20 protein-coding genes are annotated in these 22465 nt (G+C 71.0%); 8 read left to right on the plus strand and 12 right to left on the minus strand.

Annotated elements, in window-relative coordinates; translation table 11 throughout:
* The first annotated feature begins 123 nt into the window (after positions 1–123).
* The 3 genes from groL to QSK18_RS06520 all read left to right on the plus strand — a co-directional run bounded on the left by groL (position 124) and on the right by QSK18_RS06520 (position 2964).
* Positions 124–1749, plus strand: a complete 1626-nt coding sequence (gene groL / locus QSK18_RS06510; RefSeq protein WP_232810194.1) for a chaperonin GroEL — start codon at positions 124–126, stop codon at positions 1747–1749.
* 102 nt (positions 1750–1851) lie between these two features.
* Positions 1852–2469: a nucleotidyltransferase family protein gene (locus tag QSK18_RS06515; protein WP_285617170.1), complete on the plus strand. Its 618-nt coding sequence runs from the start codon at positions 1852–1854 to the stop codon at positions 2467–2469.
* A 60-nt stretch (positions 2470–2529) separates the two neighbouring features.
* Positions 2530–2964 (plus strand): molybdenum cofactor biosynthesis protein MoaE, encoded by a 435-nt coding sequence (locus QSK18_RS06520; RefSeq protein ID WP_352396483.1) that lies wholly within the window; start codon positions 2530–2532, stop codon positions 2962–2964.
* A 3-nt stretch (positions 2965–2967) separates the two neighbouring features.
* Here the strand turns inward: QSK18_RS06520 and QSK18_RS06525 are convergent, their stop codons facing one another.
* From QSK18_RS06525 to moaA, 3 genes are all read right to left on the minus strand, one after another.
* The gene (locus QSK18_RS06525; RefSeq protein WP_232810191.1) at positions 2968–4566 is read right to left on the minus strand and encodes a glycosyltransferase family 39 protein; all 1599 of its coding nucleotides are present in this window, start codon (positions 4564–4566) and stop codon (positions 2968–2970) included.
* Positions 4567–4807: 241 nt separating this feature from the next.
* Positions 4808–5062 carry a MoaD/ThiS family protein gene (locus QSK18_RS06530; protein ID WP_232810190.1) on the minus strand — a complete coding sequence of 85 codons (255 nt, stop codon included), beginning with the start codon at positions 5060–5062 and terminating at the stop codon, positions 4808–4810.
* Positions 5063–5068: 6 nt separating this feature from the next.
* Positions 5069–6145, minus strand: coding sequence for a GTP 3',8-cyclase MoaA (moaA, locus tag QSK18_RS06535; protein ID WP_352396484.1), 1077 nt, complete (start codon positions 6143–6145; stop codon positions 5069–5071).
* 424 nt (positions 6146–6569) lie between these two features.
* Here moaA and QSK18_RS06540 point away from each other — a divergent pair, with 424 nt between their 5' ends.
* The gene (locus QSK18_RS06540; protein WP_285617176.1) at positions 6570–6788 is read left to right on the plus strand and encodes a hypothetical protein; all 219 of its coding nucleotides are present in this window, start codon (positions 6570–6572) and stop codon (positions 6786–6788) included.
* A gap of 383 nt (positions 6789–7171) precedes the next feature.
* Here QSK18_RS06540 and QSK18_RS06545 read toward each other — a convergent pair whose 3' ends face one another.
* The 6 genes from QSK18_RS06545 to QSK18_RS06570 all read right to left on the minus strand — a co-directional run bounded on the left by QSK18_RS06545 (position 7172) and on the right by QSK18_RS06570 (position 12911).
* Positions 7172–7462 carry a WXG100 family type VII secretion target gene (locus QSK18_RS06545; RefSeq protein WP_285617178.1) on the minus strand — a complete coding sequence of 97 codons (291 nt, stop codon included), beginning with the start codon at positions 7460–7462 and terminating at the stop codon, positions 7172–7174.
* Positions 7463–7807: 345 nt separating this feature from the next.
* Positions 7808–9391: a S1C family serine protease gene (locus QSK18_RS06550; protein ID WP_285617180.1), complete on the minus strand. Its 1584-nt coding sequence runs from the start codon at positions 9389–9391 to the stop codon at positions 7808–7810.
* A 185-nt stretch (positions 9392–9576) separates the two neighbouring features.
* Positions 9577–9717 (minus strand): hypothetical protein, encoded by a 141-nt coding sequence (locus QSK18_RS06555; RefSeq protein WP_232810186.1) that lies wholly within the window; start codon positions 9715–9717, stop codon positions 9577–9579.
* Between the two features lie 352 nt (positions 9718–10069).
* Complete coding sequence (locus QSK18_RS06560) at positions 10070–11653, minus strand: sensor histidine kinase (RefSeq protein ID WP_285617182.1); 1584 nt, start codon at positions 11651–11653, stop codon at positions 10070–10072.
* Between the two features lie 6 nt (positions 11654–11659).
* A complete protein-coding gene (locus tag QSK18_RS06565; protein ID WP_232810184.1) occupies positions 11660–12367 on the minus strand; it encodes a response regulator transcription factor in 708 nt (235 codons plus the stop codon).
* A 100-nt stretch (positions 12368–12467) separates the two neighbouring features.
* Positions 12468–12911, minus strand: a complete 444-nt coding sequence (locus QSK18_RS06570) for a MarR family winged helix-turn-helix transcriptional regulator (RefSeq protein WP_232810183.1) — start codon at positions 12909–12911, stop codon at positions 12468–12470.
* A 79-nt stretch (positions 12912–12990) separates the two neighbouring features.
* Between QSK18_RS06570 and QSK18_RS06575 the strand changes: the two genes are divergently transcribed.
* Positions 12991–14781 (plus strand): ABC transporter ATP-binding protein, encoded by a 1791-nt coding sequence (locus QSK18_RS06575; protein ID WP_285617187.1) that lies wholly within the window; start codon positions 12991–12993, stop codon positions 14779–14781.
* Here QSK18_RS06575 and QSK18_RS06580 read toward each other — a convergent pair.
* Positions 14771–15946, minus strand: a complete 1176-nt coding sequence (locus QSK18_RS06580; RefSeq protein ID WP_285617189.1) for an FAD-dependent oxidoreductase — start codon at positions 15944–15946, stop codon at positions 14771–14773. The two genes, QSK18_RS06575 and QSK18_RS06580, sit on opposite strands and share 11 nt — an antisense overlap.
* Before the next feature lie 52 nt (positions 15947–15998).
* Between QSK18_RS06580 and QSK18_RS06585 the strand changes: the two genes are divergently transcribed.
* On the plus strand, positions 15999–16586 hold the full coding sequence (locus tag QSK18_RS06585; RefSeq protein ID WP_232810182.1) for a PadR family transcriptional regulator: 588 nt from the start codon (positions 15999–16001) through the stop codon (positions 16584–16586).
* Here QSK18_RS06585 and QSK18_RS06590 read toward each other — a convergent pair.
* Both QSK18_RS06590 and QSK18_RS06595 read right to left on the minus strand, forming a co-directional pair.
* Positions 16574–18220, minus strand: a complete 1647-nt coding sequence (locus QSK18_RS06590; protein ID WP_232810181.1) for a DNA repair helicase XPB — start codon at positions 18218–18220, stop codon at positions 16574–16576. The two genes, QSK18_RS06585 and QSK18_RS06590, sit on opposite strands and share 13 nt — an antisense overlap.
* 37 nt (positions 18221–18257) lie before the next feature.
* Positions 18258–20735 (minus strand): helicase-associated domain-containing protein, encoded by a 2478-nt coding sequence (locus tag QSK18_RS06595; RefSeq protein WP_285617194.1) that lies wholly within the window; start codon positions 20733–20735, stop codon positions 18258–18260.
* A 139-nt stretch (positions 20736–20874) separates the two neighbouring features.
* Between QSK18_RS06595 and QSK18_RS06600 the strand changes: the two genes are divergently transcribed.
* Together QSK18_RS06600 and QSK18_RS06605 are read left to right on the plus strand one after the other, a co-directional pair.
* Positions 20875–21612, plus strand: coding sequence for a hypothetical protein (locus QSK18_RS06600; RefSeq protein WP_232814786.1), 738 nt, complete (start codon positions 20875–20877; stop codon positions 21610–21612).
* Positions 21609–22448 carry a hypothetical protein gene (locus tag QSK18_RS06605; protein ID WP_285617197.1) on the plus strand — a complete coding sequence of 280 codons (840 nt, stop codon included), beginning with the start codon at positions 21609–21611 and terminating at the stop codon, positions 22446–22448. The genes QSK18_RS06600 and QSK18_RS06605 overlap by 4 nt, the downstream gene beginning before the upstream one ends.
* Positions 22449–22465: the final 17 nt, after the last annotated feature.

Genomic DNA, 22465 nt, shown 5'->3' on the forward strand with positions numbered 1-22465 from the left:
TTTGCGAGTACGGCCAGGTGGATGAGGGCCGGTGCCGGGCGGGACAGGACCGCTGGGCGTCGTTCCGTCCGTCGCGGGCATCTCCCTGGTCACAACCCACCCACGTGGAGGGAACACCACACGATGGCCAAGATCATCGCGTTCGACGAGGAAGCCCGTCGCGGCCTCGAGCGGGGCATGAACCAGCTCGCCGACGCCGTCAAGGTGACCCTCGGGCCGAAGGGCCGCAACGTCGTTCTGGAGAAGAAGTGGGGCGCCCCCACGATCACCAACGACGGTGTGTCCATCGCCAAGGAGATCGAGCTCGAGGACCCGTACGAGAAGATCGGCGCCGAGCTGGTCAAGGAGGTCGCCAAGAAGACGGACGACGTCGCGGGTGACGGCACCACCACCGCCACCGTGCTCGCCCAGGCCCTGGTTCGTGAGGGTCTGCGCAACGTCGCCGCCGGCGCCAACCCGATGGCCCTGAAGAAGGGCATCGAGGCGGCCACCGCTGCTGTCTCCGCCGAGCTGCTGGCCCAGGCCAAGGAGGTCGAGACGAAGGAGCAGATCGCTGCTACCGCGTCCATCTCCGCCGCCGACCCCGCCATCGGCGAGCTCATCGCCGAGGCGATGGACAAGGTCGGCAAGGAAGGCGTCATCACCGTCGAGGAGAGCAACACCTTCGGGCTCGAGCTCGAGCTCACCGAGGGTATGCGCTTCGACAAGGGCTACATCTCCGGTTACTTCGTGACCGACCCGGAGCGGATGGAGGCCGTCCTCGACGACCCGTACATCCTCCTGGTCGAGGGCAAGATCAGCACGGTCAAGGACCTGCTGCCGCTGCTCGAGAAGGTCATCCAGAGCGGCAAGCCGCTGGCGATCATCGCCGAGGACGTGGACGGCGAAGCCCTCTCCACCCTGGTCGTCAACAAGATCAAGGGCACGTTCAAGTCGATCGCCGTCAAGGCGCCCGGCTTCGGCGACCGCCGCAAGGCCATGCTGCAGGACATCGCGATCCTGACCGGCGGCCAGGTCATCTCCGAGACGGTCGGCCTCAAGCTGGAGACCGCCGGTCTGGAGCTGCTCGGCCAGGCCCGCAAGGTCGTCATCACCAAGGACGAGACCACGATCGTCGAGGGCTCGGGCGACGCGGACCAGATCGCCGGCCGCGTGACCCAGATCCGCAACGAGATCGAGGCCAGCGACTCCGACTACGACCGTGAGAAGCTGCAGGAGCGTCTGGCCAAGCTGGCCGGCGGTGTTGCGGTGATCAAGGCCGGGGCGGCCACCGAGGTGGAGCTCAAGGAGCGCAAGCACCGCATCGAGGACGCGGTCCGTAACGCCAAGGCTGCCGTCGAAGAGGGCATCGTGGCCGGTGGTGGCGTCGCGCTGCTGCAGGCTTCGGTCGTCGCCTTCGAGAAGCTCGAGCTGACCGGCGACGAGGCCACCGGCGCCAACATCGTCAAGGTCGCCGTCGAGGCCCCGCTCAAGCAGATCGCGGTCAACGCCGGTCTCGAGGGTGGCGTCGTGGCGGAGAAGGTGCGCAACCTCCCGTCGGGTCACGGCCTGAACGCGGCCACCGGTGAGTACGTCGACCTGGTCGCGACCGGCATCATCGACCCGGCCAAGGTCACGCGCTCGGCGCTGCAGAACGCCGCCAGCATCGCGGCGCTGTTCCTGACCACCGAGGCGGTCATCGCCGACAAGCCGGAGAAGGCGGCGGCCCCGGCCGGCGGCGCTCCGGACATGGGTGGCATGGACTTCTGATCCAGCCCTGATCAGCGCTGATCCAGCACTGAACCAGTGGGGGCGGTTCTCCTTCGGGAGGGCCGCCCCTTCGCTGTTCCCGCCTGAGATCTGAGGACGTCGATGAGGACTGCCGCACTCGTGCTCGCCGCCGGCGCGGGGAGACGGATGGGCCGGCCCAAGGGGCTGGTCACCGATGCTCGCGGCGTGCCTTGGGTGCGGCTGGCCGTCCGATCAATGACGGACGCTGGTTGCGGTCCGGTTGTCGTGGTCACCGGGGCGTCGGGTGAGGAAGTAGCAAAGCTGTTGCCCGCCGGAGCTGTTCGGGTGCACGCCGCCGACTGGGTCGAGGGTATGTCGGCTTCGCTGCGCGCCGGGCTCAGCTTTCTGACCACGCTGGCCGAGCCGCCCGACGCAGCGATCGTAGGGCTGGTCGACACCCCCGATGTGACGGGCGCGGTCGTGGCCCGTCTTCTCGAAACCAGTTACCCCGCAACGGAAAACTCCGCACATCGTTGCCCCGACCCGTCCATTGTTCTGATTCAGGAGACCCTCGCCCGGGTCATCTACGACGGAAAACCCGGCCACCCCGTCCTGATCGGCCGCAACCACTGGGCCGGGATCATCGCCACCGCCGCCGGCGACGTGGGCGCCCGTCACTATCTGCGCGGGCGTACAGACGTCCGGCTGGTGGAGGCCGGCGATCTGGCCACCGGGGCTGACATCGACACCGTTACCTGAGCTGCCTACGCTGGTGGCGTGCCGACCGAGACCACACACCACGAGCCCGACCAGAGCCGGATCAACCCGCCTGCCCGCCAGGTCCGGCAGGCGCTCGTGTCCGACCAGCCGCTCGACCTGCAGGCGCACGCCGCCCTGGTCGAGGGAGCTTCCTCGGGCGCAGTGGTCACCTTCGCCGGGGTCGTGCGCAATCACGACGGGGGGCGTGAGGTGCTGGGGCTCGAGTACGAGGGGCACCCCACCGCGCAGTCGGTCCTGGAGCGGGTCGTGGCCGAGGTTACGGCGCAGAGCACCGCTGAGGCAGTCGCGGTCTCGCACCGCATCGGCACGCTCGCCATCGGCGACACGGCGCTGGCCGTGGCCGTGGCCGGGGCCCACCGGCAGGAGGCCTTCGAGACCGCGATGCGCCTGGTCGACGAGGTGAAGGCGCAGCTGCCGATCTGGAAGCGGCAGGTCTTCAGCGACGGCACCGACGAGTGGGTCGCCTGCCCCTGAGGCTCAGGAGGAGGCGGCGCCGGGCGCCACGATCCCGGCTTCCTTGCTGCTGCGCTCGTACAGCTGCACCTGGTAGGTGCCCAGGTCCTCCACCCCGGTGACCCGGAAGCGGTCGAACAGCAGGCGCTCCTTGTCCTGCTCGGGCTCTTCGGCGGTCTCGCCCAGGCGCACGTTGCTGGTGACCACCCAGACCCGGGTGCGCTTGCGCAGGGCCTTGGCGATCTGCGCAGTCGAGTCCTCGACCCCGAACAGCGTGTCCGACTGCTCGCCGGACTTGGCCAGGGCCACGTCGTCCACCCCGTCGAACGCCGCGGGGTAGGCCAGTTTCACCACGCGCCGCGAGGCGGGCAGGAAGATCACCGCGTCGCCCGGGCGGGCTCCCTCTTCGATCGCCTGGGCCACCCCGCGCAGGTTCTCGTGGTGACCGGTGTCTTTCCAGCGGTAGACCGTGTGCAGGTGCGCGGCGCCGATGGTGAGCACCAGCAGCATGACCAGCACGTAGCGGACCCGCAGCAGAGTGGCTAGCGAGGCCAGCACCAGCGCCGTGCCGGGCACCGTGAAGAACACGTAGCGCCAGTCGTAAAGCGGGTGCACCTGCGAGATGGTCCACAGGAGCACCGGCGGCAGCACCGACCAGGCCAGGCCGAGCGCCAGCGCCGGGTTGTGGGTGCCCCGGCCCACACCGGCCAGCGCCAGCACGACCAGGGCGAGCACTACCCAGGTGCTCTCGTACTGCGCCGCGAAGAAACCGCTCAGGCGGTCGGGCGTGGGCACCGGAAGCCAGGCCACCTGGCCGCTCTGCCGGCTGGAGAACCACAGCAGGGGGGTGAGCAGGGTGACCGCCGCACCGGCGCCCAGGTACCAGTGCAGCCGGACGCGGTGGGCGGAGGTGGCCAGCACGTAGCCCAGGTGCGCGGCCAGGATGGTCAGGCCGATCACGTTCAGCAGGCCGAGCACCGTCAGGCAGCCGACGTAGATCGCCCAGCGGGGGCGCAGCCAGGGCTTACGGCAGACCCGGACGAGGGCCAGGGTGGCGGCCGTGGCCATCATCGCGACCATCGCGTAGGGCCGCGCCTCCTGCGCGTAACGGCTGGCCAGCGGGGCGACCACCCACAGCAGGCCGGCCGCCAGACCGACCTTGCCCGAACCCAGTTCGCGGCCCAGGCGCACCAGCAGCACGCCGGTGACGGTGGCCGCGGCGACCGACAGCAGGCGCAGTGCCGTGAACGACTCGGTCGGGCCGACCAAGGCGTGCACGAGCAGGTAGTACGTGGCGTGCACGAGGTCGACGTGCTCGGTCAGGTCGAGGATGTCGCCGGTCGGGCGGGAGACCACGTCGCGGGTGACCGCCTCGTCCCACCACGGGCTGGGCCGGTTGACCCACCAGGAGAAGACGGCGGCGCAGACCAGCGCGACCAGGCCCTCGGCCACCCAGGGGCGGCGCAGGAGCTCGTAGGCGCGCTCCTCGAACCTCTCGACCCGGGAGGGGGTCGCCGGGCGGGCGGGCGGCTGCGGGGCGAGCGGGGTGGTGGCCCCGATCCGCGCGCGGTCCAGGCCGGTGGGCAGGGTCCCGTCGGGTTCCCGCCCCGTCGTCTGCGTCACCGAACGATGTCTCCTGCTTCGACGTGGTGGACCGATGCTCGATCGATCAACTCTGGTCACGCACGGCGACACTGCCGCGTCGGCTGAGCCGTGGTCGCCCACAGCTGGAAGAGCCGACAACGGGAGACCTGCAAGGGGTGGCTGCCAGGCCGACCCGTGGCTCAGACTACGTCAGCCAGGACACTGCCACCCGTCGGAACGGTCACGGGAGCGCAACGGTCGGCTGGGAGCTTCCTGGGGATCAACCCCCGGCAAATGGTGGGAGAACGTCGACCACGGCGCCGACCGGCACCAGCCGGGAGCGGTCGCCGGCGACCTCGTCGATCAGGAACGAGGAGGCGTCCAGCACCCGGGCCAGGTCGTTCCCGTGGCGCTCGGCCAGGCGGCCGACGACGTCCTCGAGGACCAGTGGCGCGCTCGCGGTGAGGGCCTCGGACTCCACCCCGGCGGCCCGGCGGGCACCGGCGAAGTAACGGATGGTGATGGTGTTGCTCATTGGTCCTCAGCCTCCGATCGCGCTCATCGGACGGTCGGGCTGGATGAACGAGGTGTCGTTGATGCCGTGCCCGGCCGCCTTGCCCCACATCGCGGCCCGCCAGATCCGGGCCAGTTCCGCGTCGTCGGCCCCGGCTCGCAGGGGCGCCCGCAGGTCGGTCTCGTCGCGGGCGAAGAGGCAGTTACGGATCTGCCCGTCCGCGGTGAGCCGGGTGCGGTCGCAGTCGCCGCAGAACGGCCGGGTCACCGAGGCGATGATGCCCACCGTGCCCTCCAGCCCGTCGCCCTGGGCCGTCCAGGTCTGCGCCGGCGAGGCGCCCCGGGCCAGGGGATCGGTGGGCACCAGCTCGAACTCCTGGGCCAGGGCCCGCTGGATCTCGTCGGCGGTGACCATCGCCCCGCGCTCCCAGGCGCCTTGGGCGTCCAGCGGCATCTGCTCGATGAAGCGCAGCTGGTAGCCCTCGGTCAGGGCCCAGCGCACCAGCGGCACCGCCTCGTCCTCGTTGGTGCCCGGTAGCAGGACGGCGTTCACCTTGATCGGGCCCATCCCGGCGGCAGCGGCGGCGGCGAGGCCGGCCAGCACGTCGCGGTGCCGGTCCCGCCGGGTGATCCGGAGGAAGCGCTCGGGGTCGAGCGTGTCCAGCGAGACGTTGATCCGGGCCAGCCCGGCCGCTGCCAGCCCACGAGCCCGCTTGTCCAGGCCTACACCGTTGGTGGTGAGCGCGGTGACCGGAGCCTGGCCCCGATGGGTGCGCAGCGCAGTGGTCGCCCCGATGATCCGCTCGAGCCCCTTGCGCAGGAGCGGCTCGCCTCCGGTGAACCGCACCTCTTCGACGCCCAGTTCGTTCACCGCGAGGGTGATCAGCCGGATGAGCTCGTCATCGCTGAGCACCTGCTCCTGGGGAAGCCAGTCCAGCCCTTCCGGGGGCATGCAGTAGCCGCAGCGCAGGGAGCAGCGATCGGTCAGGCTGACCCGGAGGTCGGTGGCGACCCGGCCGTAGGTGTCGATCAGGCGCGAATCGGCCGGACGTCCTTCGACGGGCGGGGTGCGCCCCTCGTCTCTCGTCCTCGGCAGCCCGAGCATCACCGTCGTCACCTCGACAGCGTAGACAACTGGGGCGTAGGACGCCTTGTGCGTTCGCCTGGTGAGCCCGTCCGCCCCGTCTGAACGGGTTGTCCGGCCTGGGGTGCCGATGCCCGGCAGGACGGCTGTCCAGCCCTCCGTCGCAGCCCGGACCGGTCCGCCAACTTCTCCTGTTCACCTTGGTCCGGAGCGTGATCTGCCCCGCCCTGACCAGTTTTTTCCAGGCTTGAGACGGCCGCCAGGTCCCTCGATCAGCTCCTGGAAAACCGCCTCTGACGTGCTGAGATAGCTCTCAGGTCAACACGCGTCACTCGTCGCGACCCCGGCTTCCGGGCGCCGCCCCATCCACCTCAGCTACCGCACAACTTGACCTGGTGCTAACCTGAAGGTGAACAGAAGATGAACGAGAGGTGGATAGAGAGCCATGAAGCGTCTCTACGGTCTTGATTCAGTTTCTGCCGCGTCGCCTACGGAATCGACTTCCGCAGCGACCGGCACGTCGCTGCAGGGGCACCCGGAATGGACCGGAGCCTCGCCGCTCCGCCCGGTGGCCCACTGGGTGAAGCTGCCGGACGGCAAGGGCGGCCGCAAGCTGTCCATGGTGTGGGAGGTTCCGAACCCCCTGCCGTCGTCCGCGCACTGAACAATTCTGCCCAGTGACCTGGGCCGAGCGCCTGCCGAGGTCAGTCGAGAGGTCCCGTCCCGACTGACCCGGCAGAGTCCCGGCCAGGCCTGATCCAGCCGCCGCGAGCGCCCCCAAGGGCGCCGCGGCGGTTGTGTTTTGGCCGGCCTGCCTGCCCGCTGGCCTGCCTGCCCGCCCGCTGTCCTGCCTGCCCGCTGTCCTGCCTGCCCGCCCGCCCGCCGGACTGCCCGCCCGCCTGCCGGACTGCCCGCCGGACTGCCCGCCCGCCGGACTGCCGGACTGCCCGCTGGCCAGCCAGCCCGCCCGCCGGGTTGCCGACCGCGGTGATGCCCCGTGCCGGCTCGCGCCGAAAGCCGGCACGGGGGTCTGGTGGGCGGGGCGGTTCAGGCGCTGAACATGCGCACGGCGGCGTCTTCCACCTCTTGGTACTGCCTTCCGGCCTGGGCCAGGGCGACCTGGATGTCTTCCAGGGCCGCGCGCACCCGTTCCTGGGTGCCCCGCCAGTCGTTGATGACCGACTGGAACGACGTGGCGGCGGTGCCGCTCCAGCCGGCCTGCAGTTGCACGAGATGCCGCATCATCCGGTCCACCTCGGTGCCGATCTGCTGCGCGGACGCCTGCACGGCGGCGCTCGCCTGCACCACCTGAGCGCTGTCGACCTCGAACCTGGGCATGCCGGCCTCCCCCTAGAAGCTCTGAAAACCGTTGTCCACGACCGCTCCCACCGCGGGCCACCCTCCGCATCCGGCGGGAGCGGCCGTGCCACCGCCGGTCCAGGCGGCGTGGAACAACCATGGCAGGTTGCGGGAAAACGGGTTCCGGGTTTTCCACAGGCGAGGAGACCTGTGGAAAAAGTTGTGGGCAAACGCAGAGCCTCCGGCGACGGTGGGGGGGTGTCGCCGGAGGCTCCGGTGGAAAAGGCTGCTCGGATCAGCCCTTTCGGTGTGGCGGCCGTGGGGTACGGCCGCCGGGAACCGCTCGCCCCTGGTGGGGGTAGAGGCGGGCGGTCGGTTCGGTGGTCAGTTCGCGCTGTCCGGGCGGGCGCCCAGAGTGACCTTCACGTCCTGGCTCTTACTGTTACTGACGATCGTGAGGGTCACTTCAGTTCCCACTGTGCGCTCGCGGATCTGGGCCATCAGCGACTCGGCCCCGTTCACGTACTCGCCGTCCACCGCGATCACGGTGTCGCCCTGCTTCAGCCCGGCCTCCGCGGCGGGCGAGTCGGCCACCACGCTCTCGACCGAGGCGCCGTCGCGCTGCGCGTCGTCGACCGGCACGGTGGTGTCGCCCAGGGTGATGCCGAGCCACGGGTGCTGCGCGCTGCCGTTCTCGATCAGCTGGTTGGTGATGTCCTTCACCTGGTCGACCGGGATGGCGAAGCCCAGGCCGATGCTGCCGGACTGGCTGCTCTGCTGGCCGAAGGCCGAGCTCTGGCTGAGCGTGGCGATCGAGGAGTTGATCCCGATCAGCTGGCCCTGGGCGTTGACCAGGGCGCCGCCGCTGTTTCCGGGGTTGACCGCGGCGTCGGTCTGGATCGCGTTGGTCACCACCGGTGTTCCGCTGCTGCTGGTGGTGCCCTCGGTCTCGGAGGCGGAGGTGCTGACCGGGCGGTCGACGGCGCTGACGATGCCGGTGGTGACCGTGCCGGCCAGGCCCAGCGGGTTGCCCACGGCCATCACCGAGTCACCCACGCCGACCGACTCGGTGGTGCCCAGCTTGGCCGGGGTGAGGTCGTTCGGCGGGTTCTCCAGCTGGATCACCGCGAGGTCGGTGGCGGCGTCGGTACCGACGATCTTGGCGCTGTACTTGCGCCCGTCGTTCAGCACGACCTGGATCTCGTCGGCGCCGGAGACGACGTGGTTGTTGGTGACGATCCGGCCCTCGGTGTCGAGGATGACGCCGGAACCCTCACCCCCGGACTGCCCGCTGGTCATCTGCACCGACACCACGCTGGGCTCGACCGCGGAGGCCACCGCCTCCCAGTCGGGGTTCTGCGAGGTGCTGCCGGTGACCGGGGCCTCGGCGGCGGGCTCGTCGCTCTGGGAGGAGCTGGTCAGCGCGCTGGCGTTGCCGGCGTCGTCGTCCTGCGTGGCGATCACCACGCCGGCGGTGAGCAGGCTGGCGATCAGGGCGGCGCCCAGGCCCGAGGCGATGACCCCGCGCCAGCCGGGCTGACCCAGCTCGCGGCGCTTCTTCGCGGGCGGCAGCGGGGGCTGACCACCGTTGCCGAAGCCCGGCTGGGGGAGCGGGCCGGTGGGGGGCTGGCCGGTGCTCGGGTAGGCGGTCAGCGTCTGCGTCGCGCCGGGCTGGTTCGCCCCCTCCGGGCCGGGGCCGTGCTGCTCCTGCGGCCGGGCGTAGGGGTTGTGCCCGTACTGGGCCGGCTGCCCCTGCGTGCCGTACTGCGGCGCTGCTCCGTACGGATAGCCCTGCTGCACAGGCTGCCCCGCGCCCGGCCCGGCCGGGGTGGGCTGCGTCTGGTTGGTCGCGCCGGCCGGAGCGGAAGCGTGCGCAGCCGGGGCAGGGTTGGTGGCGGACGAGTCGTCGCCGGGGCGGCGGGCCCAGGAGTAGGCGTTCTCGTCGTGGTTGTTCGTGGTCTGCGTCATTGTTCTCACCCTCGTGGCCAGCTTGCTGACGGGTACTACTTCACCCCGGCCTCCTCGGCGTTGGCTGCATCGTGTCTGTGAGAAGCCTGAGAACCCGGCCGAGCCTGTTCCCGGCCGCAAAACCAGAGATGCCCCGGTCGCCGACCGGGGCATCGTGGTGCGAACGCAAGCGTTCTAGGCGCAGCTCATTCAGCAGCTGACTTGGCGGCGGGGGCCTGGATCGGCCGACCGTCGGCGTCCAGCCGAGTGCGCCGCGGGTTGGCGACGGAGTAGCTCTTGGGAGCCTTGGTGTCGTCACTGTCCGGGGTGGTCGCGGTGTGGTTCATCTGCCCTCCTCACGAAAGGGTCGAAGCTGTCGCTGCGTACCGAACCCAGAGTCACGCAGCTGCGTGACTACCTGGTTTCGATCTGGGGAACGCCGCGTCACCTCTGGAAAATCCCTGAGGTAACCCGGAACCGCCCTGTACGGACAACTATATCTACGCAGGCCAGCATGCAGGGACTCGTCCGCGCAATTCATCCTGTGGGAGGTGTCACGCGGCGGTGTCAATATCGTCGGGAGTTTGGGGGAATGCCACGTCCTGAAGTTGCGGACCAAGGCCGCCGGGCGTAGTGCAATCGGCTGCCCGAAGGTCGCCCCTTCGGGCAGCCGGTGACGCTCAGTGAAGGATGATCATCTCAGGTGGACGGAGTGGCACCGGGTGCCGCGTCATCGTCCAGGTCATCAGGGGTGTCGGGGGCGTCGGGGGCCTCAGGCAGCCCGGCGCTCGCCAGCGGCAGCTCGACCCGGAAGGTGGCCCCGCCCCCCGGGGTGGAGGCGACCCCGACCCGTCCTTCGTGGGCACTGATCACGGCCGCGACGATCGAGAGCCCCAGCCCGGAGCCGCCGCCCTGGTGCCGGGCGCGGGAGGCGTCCACCCGGTAGAACCGCTCGAACACCTTGGCCGCGTGCTCCGGGGTCAGGCCGTCGCCGTGGTCGCGGACCTCCAGCACCGCCACGTTCTCCCACCGGCCCACGGCCACCTCGATCGGTGATCCCGAAGGCGTGTGCCGCACGGCGTTGGCCAGCAGGTTGGCGACCACCTGCCGCAGCCGGTTGTCGTCGCCGGTGACCACCGCGGGCTCGGGCCCCTGCTTGTCGCTCAGCCCGACCAGGCGGACCGTGCGGTCGGGGGCCAGCCCCCGGGCGTCGTGCACCGCGTCGCCGGCCAGCACCGCCAGGTCGACGGGTTCGCTGCGGGCCGGACGCTGCTCGTCCAGCCGGGCCAGCAGGAGCAGGTCCTCCACCAGCGTGCCCATCCGCCGCGACTCGTCCTCGATCCGGCTCATCGTGCGGGCCACGTCGGCCGGTTCGGAGACCGCCCCCTGGCGGTAGAGCTCGGCGAAGCCGCGGATCGAGGCCAGCGGGGTTCTCAGCTCGTGCGAGGCGTCGGCAGCGAACCGCCGGGTGCGCTGCTCGGAGGCCTCACGGGAGCGGAAGGCGCTCTCGATCTGCGCCAGCATCCCGTTCAGGGACGTGGTCAGCCGGCCCACCTCGGTGGTCGCCGGGTGCGCGGGCACCCGCCGGGACAGGTCGCCCGCGGCGATCGCGGCGGCCGTCTCCTCGACCTCGGTGAGCGGCTTGAACGAGCGCCGGATCACCAGCCAGCCCAGGCTGGCGAACAGCACGGTGACCATCAGCCCGAACATCAGGATCAGGATCCGCAGCCGGTTCACCGCGTCGTCGACGTCGTCGAGCGGCAGGGCGATCTGCACGCTGCCGGTCTGGCCGGTGAAGTCCTTCTTCCAGCCCGAGGCGATCACCCGCCAGGTGGTGGCGCCGTCCTCGGACTGCACGCTGAACACCTCGGCATCGGTGGCGTTGGCCTGTTGGGAGGTCATCTCTACGAGGGCCGGGGCCGACGACTGCGGCGTCAGGTCCTCGCCGATACCGCCCCCGTCGTAACAGACCTTGATCGCGAACTCGGCCAGGCCCCAGCCCTGGGCCCGGACGCTGGCGCCGCGCAGAGTGTCGTTCAGCGCCGACTCGCCCACCGGCGTCAGGCTCTGCTCGAGCTGGCTGTCGACCTTGCCCACCAGGTAGCTCTTCAGCACGTACTGGCTGGCGAAACCGGTCAGGGCCAGGCCGGCGACCAGCAGCACGACCATGAGCCCGACCAGGCGGGCCCGCAGCGGTGTGGACTCCCAGCGCTGCCGGGCGCGGTCGAGGAACCGGGGCTGTGAGGGGGCGCGGGTGGAGATCCCGGAAGAAAGCGTGGTCATGACCGATCAGTTCTGGGGAGGCAGGCGCAGGACGTAGCCGACGCCGCGCTTGGTGTGGATCAGCGGGGGCTCGACGTCGTCGATCTTGCGACGCAGGTAGGAGATGTAGGACTCGACGATCCCGGCCTCGCCGTTGAAGTCGTAGGCCCACACGTGGTCGAGGATCTGCGCCTTCGACAGCACCCGGTTGGGGTTCAGCATCAGGTAGCGCAGCAGTTTGAACTCGGTGGGGGAGAGCTCGATCAGGCGGCCGGCCCGGCGCACCTCGTGCGAGTCCTCGTCCAGCTCCAGGTCGTGGAAGACCAGGCGGCCGCTCTCGGCGTCGGTGGCCACCCCGGTGCGGCGCAGCACGGCGCGGATCCGGGCCACCACCTCCTCCAGGGAGAACGGTTTGGTGACGTAGTCGTCCCCGCCGACCGTCAGGCCGGTCACCTTGTCGCCGGTCTCGTCGCGGGCGGTCAGGAACACCACCGGGATGTCCCGCCCGCGCTCGCGCAGCTTGCGGGTGACGGTGAAGCCGTCCATGTCCGGCATCATCACGTCGAGCACCACCAGATCGGGCCGGTGCTGCTCGGCGAGCGCCAGCGCCTGGGCGCCGTCGCCGGCCCCCACGACGTCGAAACCGGCGAACCGCAGGCTGGTGGTCAGCAGTTCGCGAATGTTCGGTTCGTCGTCGACGACCAGCAGTTTCGCCTCATAGGTCTTCTCAGCCACGCGGACAGAGTGCACCCGATTTCTGGGAAGTTCCTGGACGCCGGCCGTTCGCCGTCAGGGCCCGGAAACCCCAGATCACCACCAATGGACGGGGTGGTCGCTACGGGCGGCGGAGGATCCCGATGATTCGGGAGAGTTCGCGTCGGTCGGCTTCACCCAGCCGGTCGAAGAACTGGTCGGCCTCGGCCGCCCGGGCCCGCCGCACGGCCTGGGCGATCTCTTCCCCCGACGGGCTCAGGCTGACGAGCGTGGCCCGCCGGTCGTCCGGATCCGGCGAACGTTCCACCAGACCGCGCTCCTGCAGGGCGTCGACCACCTCGGTCCCCGAGCGCGGGGCGATGCGCAGGTGCTCGGACAACGAGCTGATGCGCAGGCTGCCGTGCCGCTGCAGCACGCCGATCGCCCGGGCCTGCCCCGGCGTGATGCCCAGCGGGCTGACGCTCTCGTGACTGCGGTGGCGCAGCCGACGGGAGACCGCCCAGAAGGCCTCGGCCAGGGTCTCCTCGTCCTGCGCACCCTGTTCGTTCTCTGGCTCGGCACCCACCGGAATACCGTAGCCGAAACTACGGTTGGAGCCTCATAGTGAGGTAACCTCACTAAATTCCCGACCTGGAGGTCCGCCCTTGCCAAGGCCACCGAAGCCGTCCGAACCCACCCCCGCCGAGCGCGCCGCCGAACGGGCCCAGGCCCGCGAGGTCTCGCTGCGCCGCGTCGGTGCCCTCTTCAATGCCCACCGCCGCCCGCTGGCCGTGGTGGTCGCCATCATCGTGGCGTCGTCCGTCGTCGCCATGGCCTCCCCGTTCCTGCTGCGCGAGGTCATCGACGTGGCCATCCCCGAGCAGAACGTCGGCCTCCTGGTCGCGCTGGTCGCGGGCATGGTCGGCGTGGCCGCGCTGACCAGCGTGCTCGGCGTGGTGCAGACCTGGATCAGCACCCGCGTCGGCCAGGAGGTGATGCACCGGCTGCGCACGGATGTCTTCGCGCACCTGCAGCGCCAGTCCATCGCCTTCTTCACCCGCACCCGCACCGGCGAGGTGCAGTCCCGGATCACCAACGACATCGGCGGCATGCAGAGCGTGGTCACCTCGACCGCCACCTCGATCGCCGCCAACCTCACCACCGCGGTCGCCACGGCGGTGGCGATGATCGCGCTCTCCTGGAAGCTCTCGCTGATCTCGCTCGTCGTGATGCCGCCGGCCATCCACCTCAGCCGCCGGGTCGCGGCCCTGCGCCGGGCGATCACTGCCCAGCGGCAGCGGGAGCTCGCCGACCTGAACGTGACCATCGAGGAGGGGCTCTCGATCAGCGGCATCCAGCTGAGCAAGACCCTGGGCACCAGTTCCGCGCTGGTCGAGCGCTTCACCCGCACCTCCGAGCGGCTGATCGAGCTGCAGCTGCGCTCGGACCTGGCCGGGCGCTGGCGGATGGCCTCGATGACGATCATCTTCGCCGCCATCCCGGCCGCGATCTACCTCAGCGCCGGGCTGCCGGCCACGTCGGGCGGGATGACGATCGGCACCCTGGTCGCCTTCACCGCGTTGCAGCAGGGCCTGTTCCGGCCGCTGACCAGCCTGCTCAACGTCGGCGTCTCGATCACCTCGTCGCTGGCCCTGTTCGCCCGGATCTTCGAGTACCTCGACCTTCCGGTCGAGGTCGACGAACCGGCCGAACCGGTGGACGTGGATCCGTCGGGTATCCGGGGAGACGTCCGGATCGAGGATGTCACCTTCACCTACGCCGGTAACGACACGGCCGCGCTCGCGGGCGTCGACCTCCTCGTCCCGGCCGGCCAGACGCTGGCCGTGGTGGGCGAGACCGGCTCGGGCAAGAGCACTCTCGGCTCGCTGGTGGCCCGGCTGGCCGACCCCACGGCGGGCCGCATCACCATCGACGGCATCGACCTGCGGCGCTTCCGCCTGGCCGACCTGGCGCAGATCGTCGGAGTGGTCAGCCAGGAGACGTACCTGCTGCACACCACCGTGCGGGAGAACCTGCGCTACGCCAAGCCGGACGCCACCGACGAGCAGATCGAGGCGGCCGCCCGCGCTGCTCAGGTCCACGACCTGATCGCCTCGCTGCCCGACGGTTACGACACCATGGTCGGCTCCCGGGGGCACCGGTTCTCCGGAGGAGAGAAGCAGCGCCTGGCGATTGCCCGCACCCTGCTGCGCAATCCGCGGGTGCTGGTGCTCGACGAGGCCACCAGTGCCCTCGACACCGCCACCGAACGGGCCGTGCAGGAGGCCTTCGACGAGCTCGCCCGCGGTCGCACCACGATCACCATTGCCCACCGGCTCTCCACCGTGCGCGACGCCGACCAGATCGCAGTGCTGGATCACGGCCGGATCGTCGAGACCGGTACCCACGAGAGCCTTCTCCGGCACGAAGGCCGCTACGCCGCGCTCAGCGCCTGACCGGTTCCGCCCAGTCGATCCGGTACTCGGTCATCCAGGCGAGGGCCTTCTCGCTGGCCCAGTGCTTCACCACGTAGGGCATCATCGCGTCCCGGACGACCGCCCCGACCGGCCCGGCGGCCTTGCCTGACCCGTTGCGCCGCCCGGCCGCCACCACCTTCTCCACCCGGGACCGCCGGATCTGCTCGTAGGCGACGAAAGCGTCCTCGGTCGAAGGCAGGTCACGCAGGCAGCGGGCCAGGACCACTGCGTCCTCGATCGCCATCGAAGCGCCCTGGCCGGCCGACGGGGCGGTGGCGTGCGCCGCGTCACCGATGATCACCATGCGGTCGTCGTGCCAGACCGGGACCCTGGGAAAGTCGTAAGTGGTCCAGGGCGGGAACAATTCGTCGGTCGCGTCGATCGCCGCCAGCGCCGGGCTCCGGTCGCCGGCGAAAAGGTCCTTCAGTTGCTGCCGCCAGGCCTCGGGCGAGATCCGGTCCAGCCCGTCGCGTCCAGGGTCGGACTTGGCCGGTGGATTCGCGAACCACCAGGTGCCGCCGTCCGGAGCGGTCAGCCAGGCGAAGAAGCAGCGCTTGCCGAAGATGAAGTGCGCATCGCCGACGGCCCCGCCGAGTTTCAGGTCCGGCGCGTAACCGCCGGTGTTGAGCAGTCCGACGAAGCGCGCCGACGGCGCCCCGGGATCGAGCAGCGCGCGGGTGCGCGAGCGCAGCCCGTCCGCCCCGATCAGCAGGTCTCCTTCACTGAAGGTTCCGTCCCCGAAAGCCGCGCGAACTCCGGAATCGGTGCGTGAGGCGTCCACAAGCCTTTTTCCGTAACAGATCTCGATGCCACGACGCTCGGCCTCGGACCGCAAGGTGAGATACAGGTCCGAGCGCGACAACGTGCGCGCCCGCATCCCGGTGCTGCCCAGATCCTTGCCGGTGCGCCCACTCCCCAGATGCATGCGCTTGGTGGGCATGCCCAGGTCGCCCACCACCCGGTGCAGGCCCAAGGGGGCCAGCGCCGCCAGTCCGTTGTCCTGGATGGTCAGGAACGCCCCGATCCCGTCCGAGCCCGCTCCGTAGGCCTCATGGACCACGGACCTCAGCCCCGCTTCGTGCAGCGCGATCGCCGTCACCGTGCCGGCGATGCCCCCGCCGATGATCATCGCTGTCTTGGTCATAAAATGACCATACACATTATGACTAAGAGATGGCCAGGGATATCCTCGGCGGGTGCCTGCTCCCCGTCGTTCCGTTCTCGCGGTGGCCGTGCTCTCGATGCTGTCCGAGGCCCCGATGCACGCCTACCGGATGCAGCAGCTGATCAAGGAGCGGCACAAGGACGACGTGATCAACGTCAGTCAGCGCAACAGCGTGTACCAGACCGTCCAGCGACTGCTGCGGGACGGCCTGGTCGAGGTGGAGGGCACCGCACGGGCCGAGAACCGGCCCGAGCGCACCACCTACCGGCTCACCGTGCAGGGCCACGAGGTGCTGCTCGACTGGCTGCGCGACATGCTGGCCGAGCCGGTGGAGGAGTACCCGCAGTTCCCGGCGGCCCTGTCGTTCCTGCCGAACCTGGGCGTGGAAGAGGCGGTTTCGGTTCTCAGGGTGCGGGCGACCCGGCTGCGTGGGCGGCTGGAGAAGGTCCGGGCCGAGGTCGAATACGGAAAGACTTTCCTGGCGCCGGTCTTCCTGGTGGAGACGGTGTACCAGGAGCGAATCCTGGCGGTTGAACTGCAGTACGTCGAGGAACTGGTCGCCGACCTGCGGTCAGGCCAAATCACCTGGCCGCGGCCGGCCGACGATCAGGCCTCCTGAGTGTCCACGTCTTCGGCGTCGAGAATCCGGTAGGCGTAACCCTGTTCGGCCAGGAAGCGCTGCCGGTGGGCGGCGAAGTCCTGGTCGAGCGTGTCCCGGGAGACCACCGCGTAGAACCGCGCCGACTTGCCGTCGCGCTTGGGGCGCAGCAGCCGGCCCAGGCGCTGGGCCTCCTCCTGGCGGGAGCCGAACGAGCCCGACACCTGGATCGCCACGCTGGCCTCGGGCAGGTCGATCGAGAAGTTCGCGACCTTGCTCACCACCAGGGTGGACAGCTCGCCGGACCGGAAGGCGTCGAACAGCCGCTGCCGCTCGGCCACCGACGTCTCGCCCTTGAGAACCGGTGCGTCCAGCCGATTCCCGATGTCGTCGAGCTGGTCGAGGTACTGCCCGATGATCAGGATCTGCTCCCCGGCGTGCCGTTTCACCAGCCGCTCGACCACCTTGGTCTTGGAGTCGCTGGTGGCGCAGAGCCGGTAGCGCTCCTCCGGCTCGGCGGTGGCGTAGACCAGCCGCTCGCGCTCGGGCAGGGTGACCCGCACCTCCACGCAGTCGGCCGGGGCGATGTAGCCCTGGGCCTCGATGTCCTTCCAGGGCGCGTCGTAGCGCTTCGGGCCGATCAGGCTGAACACGTCGCCCTCCCGGCCGTCCTCGCGCACCAGGGTGGCGGTCAGGCCGAGCCGGCGGCGGGCCTGCAGCGAGGCGGTCATCCGGAACACCGGGGCGGGCAGCAGGTGCACCTCGTCGTAGACGATCAGGCCCCAGTCGCGTGCGTCGAACAGGTCCAGGTGGGCGTAGGCGCCCTTCCGCTTCGTGGTCATCACCTGGTAGGTGGCGATGGTGACCGGGCGGATCTCCTTGCGGGTGCCGGAGTACTCGCCGATCTCGTCCTCGGTGAGGGTGGTGCGGGCGATCAGCTCGTCGCGCCACTGCCGGGCCGAGACCGTGTTGGTGACCAGGATCAGCGTGGTGGTACCGCTTTTCGCCATCGCCGCGGCGCCGACCAGGGTCTTGCCGGCGCCACAGGGCAGCACGACCACGCCGGAACCGCCGTGCCAGAAGCCCTCTACCGCCTCGGCCTGGTAGGGCCGCAGTTCCCAGCCGTCTGGGGCCAGCTCGATCGGGTGCTTCTCGCCGTTCACGTAGCCGGCCAGGTCCTCGGCGGGCCAGCCGAGCTTCAGCAGCACCTGCTTGAGATTGCCGCGCTCGCTCGGGTGCACCAGCACGTCGGTCTCGTCCAGCCGCTCCCCGACCAGCGGGGTGACCTTCTTGCTGCGCAGCACCTCCTCGAGCACCGGCACGTCGAGGCCGCGCAGCACCAGGTTGCCGCCGTCCTTCACCAGCTGCAGCCGGCCGTAGCGGGCCATCGTCTCGGCCACGTCGACCAGCAGGGCGTGCGGGACCGGGTAGCGCGAGTACTCCAGCAGGACGTCGACCACCTGCTCGGCGTCGTGACCGGCGGCCCGCGCGTTCCACAGGCCCAGCGGGGTGAGCCGGTAGGTGTGCACGTGCTCGGGGGCGCGCTCCAGTTCGGCGAACGGTGCGATCGCCCGACGGCAGGCGGCTGCCTGCTCGTGGTCGATCTCCAGCAGCAGGGTCTTGTCGCTCTGGACGATCAGTGGTCCGTCAGTCACGGATCAGAGTCTCCCTCATCGCTCGGTGACATGGAGCTCAACCAGCTTCCGGAGCGGTTTCATCCGTACCGGCCACCGCGATCACCCGATGCACCGAGTAGCCCCGCACGCGCCCGGTGGCCAGCTCCAGCGCCCGGATCCGGCCGCCCTCCACCGCCAGCGGCTCGATCAGCTGCCGCACGGGTCTCCCGGCCTCTTCGAGGTAACCGATCCACAGAGGACGTCGGGTGGCGGCGGCCTCTCGGAGGACGGCTATCGCTCCGGCCGGGTCCATCGGGACCAGCGGTGGGGGTTCGGCCCCGGCGATCACCGGGCGGCGGGTGTTCTCCTCCACGGCCCGCATCGACCGCACGGCGTTGCGCAGCGCCTCGTGGGTGGCGGTGGGCGGCGGCTGCCGGCGGGCCACCGGTGACCCGCTCGACCGGGAACGGCGCGGAGCCACGGCGTGCACCAGCAGATCGCCGTCGGGCGACTCGGCGGCCGGGGCCAGGCCCATCTCGCGGAGCGCGGCCAGCACCACCTCGGGCGGGGCCGCGGCCGCGAGCACGGTGGGGGCCAGACGCCGCAGGCGCAGCCCGGCCGCCCGCCGGTCGGCCAGGACCTCGGTGAGCAGGGCCTCGTCGTCGGCCCGCAGGTAGGCCGAGGCCACCCCGACGCGCAGCCGGCCGTAGCGCCGGGCACTGTCGCCGATCAGGTACTCCAGCGGCTGCGGCACCGGGGTCCGGCTGTGCTCGGTCAGCCAGCGGGTGAGGTCCTCGCCGGTGCGGCCGGCATCCAGCGCCCGCCGCACCGAGGCCGTGGTGAATCGGAACACCGAGGCCCCGCCCCGGCTCTCCACCTCGGCCATCAGCATCAGCTCGCGCTCGATCGGGGCGGGCAGCCGGCCGGGCGCCACCACGGTGAGGTCGGCCTGCAGCAGCACGTGGTCGACCGGGGGCGGCAACGTCTCGTCGAGCAGGTCGGCGGCCGGCTTGGCGCCGTTCACCCGCCGCTGGGTCTGCGCCGCGCTCGGCTCCGAGCCGCTGCCGGCGCCGTACCCCGGGCCCGACTCCGTCGCCCCGATCAGCACCCGCCCGAACGACGAGACCGCCGCCATCCCGGTGATCCCCAGCCAGGCCGCCTCGGTCAGCGCCCAGCGCACCAGTTCGGGCTGCGACGCCGAGGCCCGGCGCGGAGCCTGCCAGACCAGACGGTTCACCAGCCCGGAACCGGCCGGGTCGCTCAGCGCCGGAGTGACCCCCTCGAGGTGCCGGGCGCTGGCCTCGGCCAGGTCGCCGAGCACCCGCTGCCGCACGATCCGCGCCTGCGGTCGCTCCACGGCCGGCCCCAGCGCCGCGACCGGCCCCTCCTTCGGCCCCCGCGTACCGATCAGGCCGGCCGCCCGCGGGGTCTCCCACCAGGCCAGCGCCAGCCGGGTCCAGCGCTCGCCGATGCTGCCGGCCAGCCAGGTGTCGAACTCGGCGGTGGGCAGCCACGACGGGTCGGCCTCACCGTCGTCGGCGATCAGCCCGGCGGCCAGGGCGATCTCGACCACCAGCCCGGCCACGGTCTCGTCCACGTCCAGCTGGGTGGCCACGCGCCGCAGGTCGCGCACACTGAGCCCACCGGCCCGCAGCAGCGGCGGTGGGTCGACGCCCCAGCGGCTGCCGAGTTCTTCGAGCAGCCGCACCGCCTCGGCGGCGGCCAGCGCGGCCGTGTCGTCGACCTGGCGGGTCTTGCGATCCCGGAACTCCAGTGCGGGGGGCGACTGTTCGGGCCGCCGGTGCACCTTGCCCCCGCGCAACGCCAAGCCGATCTCGCGCGGAAGCACCACGTGCCCCGGATCGGCGACCGTGAGCAGACCGTGGGCGAGCAGCCACTCGACCGGGGAACCGGCGGTACCGGCCCGCACCGCGCGGTCGGCGTCGGGCACCTGCCCCACCGGCGGCCCCCAGACCAGCCGCTCCAGCACCTGCGCGGCCGGCCCGGGGGCCTGGTCCAGCAGGTTCTTCACGGTGTCGGGGTCGCCGAGGTGGTCGGCCAGCCGGGCCAGCGCCGTGTCCGGATCGCCAGAGGGTGGGAGCCCCAGATCTTCCATCACCTCGGCCAGGCGCTGCGGCGAACGCCGGCCCAGGGCCTCGGCCAGCGGCGGGCCCAGCCCGGCGGGGTGCGGGCCCAGACTCTCGCGGGCCGCCCGGACCAGGTGCAGCGAACGAGCGCCGCCCCACACCAGGCCCAGCCCGCGCAGGTGGGCGAGCGGCCCGCTCACCGGCGCTCCCCAGCGCCGGGTCAGCTCACCCGACGAAACCGGTTCCGGGCTGACCGCCATCACCTCGAGCACCTGCAGCGTGCGCGCGTCCAGACCGTCCACCGCACGCTGCACCGACAGCCGGCTGACCGCGGCAGTGGCCAGGCCGCCCAGGTCGGGCGGCGGCGGCACGGTGAGGTCGGGGCGCTGCTCCAGCAGCGAGACCAGCCTCTCGTCGTCCCAGCTGCGCAGTTCGTCGGCCAGGCTGCGCACGGGGGTAGGAGGCACCCCCCAACGTTACGGCCTGCCCCGTGACCAGCGCTTGCAGCATCTCTGGCATCTCGGGAAGCGGATTGCCCGATCTGTGGGGATGCTCGATCAAGAAAGCGCCCCGGGCCGTCCGGGTGCGTCTCGAGAAGGAGGACGCATGGTTACGGCGATCGTCATCATCGTCTTGCTGGCGTTGCTGCTGATCGGGGGGTTCGCGTTCTGGAAGGCCCGGAAGAACGCGGAGCTCCAGCAGCGCAGGTCAGAGTTGAAGGACCGGTTCGGCCCGGAGTACGACCGGTACCTCGAGGGCTCGGACAACCGCACCAAGGCCGAGCGGAAGCTGGTCGACCTGGTCGACCGCCGGGACAAGCTGCAGATCCGGGCGCTGACCGCCGAGGAGAAGACCCGTTTCGGCGCCCGCTGGTCGGCCGCCCAGGCCCGTTTCGTGGACGAGCCGCCGGCCGCCGTGGACGACGCGGAGAAGCTCATCACCGAGGTGATGAAGGAACGCGGCTACCCGATGGACGACTTCGCCACCCGCTCGGACATGGTGATGGTCGACCACCCGGAGGTCGTGCAGCACTACCGCAGCGCGCACGAGTCGCACGAGCGTCACCGGGCCTCGGGCAAGCTCGAGACCGAGGACCTGCGCATCGCTTTCATGCACTACCGCAAGCTGTTCCACGTGCTCACCGAGGAGCCCGAGCCGGCCGGGCCCGACCGCTCGCCGGTGGCCGGCCGCCACGTGGAGCCGGACAGCCGCCCCTCGGCCGAGGAACGCCGGGCCGACCCGGGCGTCGCCCCGGCCACCGACCCGACCTCTGGGCCGGACCGTCGTGACCGCACCGTCGATGCCACCGAGACCGACCGCCGGCCCACGCAGGAGACCCGATGACCCCCAGCAGCGAGACCGGGAACAACCCGACCGAGCAGCCGCGCAACGAGGCGGTCCGTCCGCCGGACGAGCGGGTCGGTGGCCAGGTCACCGATCCGGGGGCCGCCGATCGTGAACCGGCCGAGAGGGTCGGCCCGACCAACCCGACCAACCCGACCAACCCGACCGGTCCGGCCGACCGGGGTGTCACCGGCGACTCGCGTCCCACCTGGCCCGGCCCGACGGCGGCCAGCTCGGTCGGGCAGGCCCCGGCCACCGCGCCCGGCGCCCCCGTCGGCGCCAGCCCGATCGACGCGACCACCCCGTCCGCGAAGTCACCCCAGACTCCGGTGACTTCCGCGCCTTCCAGGCCCACAGCGTCTTCAGACACCACTTCTGAAGAGGAGATCTACCGCCCGGCCGATCGTCGCGACCCTTCGGTGCGGGAGGACTACGTGCACGACGACGCCGATCGCCGCGCCGATGTCGACCACCGGCTGGCCGGGGCCGCGACCGGCGAGGTCCGTCCGGTCGGCGACGAGACGACTCCCGACCACGACAGCGACCGGCACGACGACCGCACCACTCCGGCACCGGTCACCTCGATCACCAGTGGGCGCCGTCGTTCCGAGGCGGTCCCGGACGCGGTGGACGGGCGCACCGACCTGACCACCGATACCGAATGGCGTGATCTGCAGGCCAAGTTCGTGGACGACCCGGAGGCCACGGTGGCCGAGGCGGCCACCCTGATCGAACGTGATCTGGCCGGGTTGCGCTCGAAGCTGGCCGGGGGCTCGACCGAGGACCTGCGCAACGCCTTCAAGCGCTACCGCGGTCTGCACGAGTCCCTCCGTTAGGACCACACACATGGCGG

It is taken from the genome of Kineosporia sp. NBRC 101677 (genome assembly GCF_030269265.1).
GTDB classification, from domain to species: domain Bacteria; phylum Actinomycetota; class Actinomycetes; order Actinomycetales; family Kineosporiaceae; genus Kineosporia; species Kineosporia rhizophila.

Bases quoted from the DNA above. Each gene is read 5' to 3' on its own strand.
- moaA (WP_352396484.1), bottom strand. From the start codon at position 6,145: ATGCTCGGGCTGCCGAGGACGAGAGACGAGGGGCGCACCCCGCCCGTC.
- QSK18_RS06540 (WP_285617176.1), top strand. From the start codon at position 6,570: ATGAAGCGTCTCTACGGTCTTGATTCAGTTTCTGCCGCGTCGCCTACG.
- QSK18_RS06600 (WP_232814786.1), top strand. From the start codon at position 20,875: ATGGTTACGGCGATCGTCATCATCGTCTTGCTGGCGTTGCTGCTGATC.
- QSK18_RS06555 (WP_232810186.1), bottom strand. From the start codon at position 9,717: ATGAACCACACCGCGACCACCCCGGACAGTGACGACACCAAGGCTCCC.
- QSK18_RS06605 (WP_285617197.1), top strand. From the start codon at position 21,609: ATGACCCCCAGCAGCGAGACCGGGAACAACCCGACCGAGCAGCCGCGC.
- QSK18_RS06560 (WP_285617182.1), bottom strand. From the start codon at position 11,653: ATGACCACGCTTTCTTCCGGGATCTCCACCCGCGCCCCCTCACAGCCC.
- QSK18_RS06545 (WP_285617178.1), bottom strand. From the start codon at position 7,462: ATGCCCAGGTTCGAGGTCGACAGCGCTCAGGTGGTGCAGGCGAGCGCC.
- QSK18_RS06515 (WP_285617170.1), top strand. From the start codon at position 1,852: ATGAGGACTGCCGCACTCGTGCTCGCCGCCGGCGCGGGGAGACGGATG.
- QSK18_RS06550 (WP_285617180.1), bottom strand. From the start codon at position 9,391: ATGACGCAGACCACGAACAACCACGACGAGAACGCCTACTCCTGGGCC.
- QSK18_RS06530 (WP_232810190.1), bottom strand. From the start codon at position 5,062: ATGAGCAACACCATCACCATCCGTTACTTCGCCGGTGCCCGCCGGGCC.
- groL (WP_232810194.1), top strand. From the start codon at position 124: ATGGCCAAGATCATCGCGTTCGACGAGGAAGCCCGTCGCGGCCTCGAG.
- QSK18_RS06580 (WP_285617189.1), bottom strand. From the start codon at position 15,946: ATGACCAAGACAGCGATGATCATCGGCGGGGGCATCGCCGGCACGGTG.